This is a genomic window from Pseudomonas sp. MD195_PC81_125, from assembly GCF_014060985.1.
Classification (GTDB): Bacteria; Pseudomonadota; Gammaproteobacteria; order Pseudomonadales; family Pseudomonadaceae; genus Aquipseudomonas; species Aquipseudomonas parakoreensis.
Map to the genome: position 1 here is coordinate 1 of NZ_JABULD010000274.1, position 561 is coordinate 561.

The following is a 561-nucleotide window of genomic DNA, read 5'->3' on the forward strand; positions in this document are numbered from 1 at the left end:
GCTCTGACGCGAGTCGGCTGGTTCATAACCACGACCACGAGCTACGGTGAGCTTCATGTTCAGGGCGCCGTTAGACGCCAGGTTAGCGATTACGTGATCGGGGTTAACGATCTCGACATCATGATCCAGCTGAATATCGGCAGCGGTAACCACCCCCGAACCCTTCTTCGACAAGGTCAGCGTAACTTCGTCACGACCGTGCAGCTTGATGGCCAGACCTTTAAGGTTCAACAGGATTTCAATTACGTCTTCCTGTACACCTTCGATGGCGCTGTACTCGTGGAGCACACCGTCAATCTCGGCCTCGACTACTGCGCAGCCGGGCATTGAGGACAACAGGATGCGGCGCAGCGCGTTGCCCAGGGTGTGGCCAAAACCACGCTCGAGAGGCTCGAGAGTGATCTTGGCGCGGGTTGGACTGACAACCTGCACATCAATGTGGCGGGGTGTCAGGAACTCATTTACCGAAATCTGCATGGATGCACCTATTTTCTAGCCCTTACTTGGAGTAGAGCTCGACAATCAGGCTTTCGTTGATGTCGGCGGACAGATCACTGCGAG

Annotated in this window: 1 pseudogene; it reads right to left on the reverse strand. The window is 55.4% G+C overall.

What is annotated here, in order from left to right:
- Nucleotides 1-477: pseudogene (locus tag HT737_RS12135) on the reverse strand (DNA-directed RNA polymerase subunit alpha); the annotation flags it as partial.
- Nucleotides 478-561: the final 84 nt, after the last annotated feature.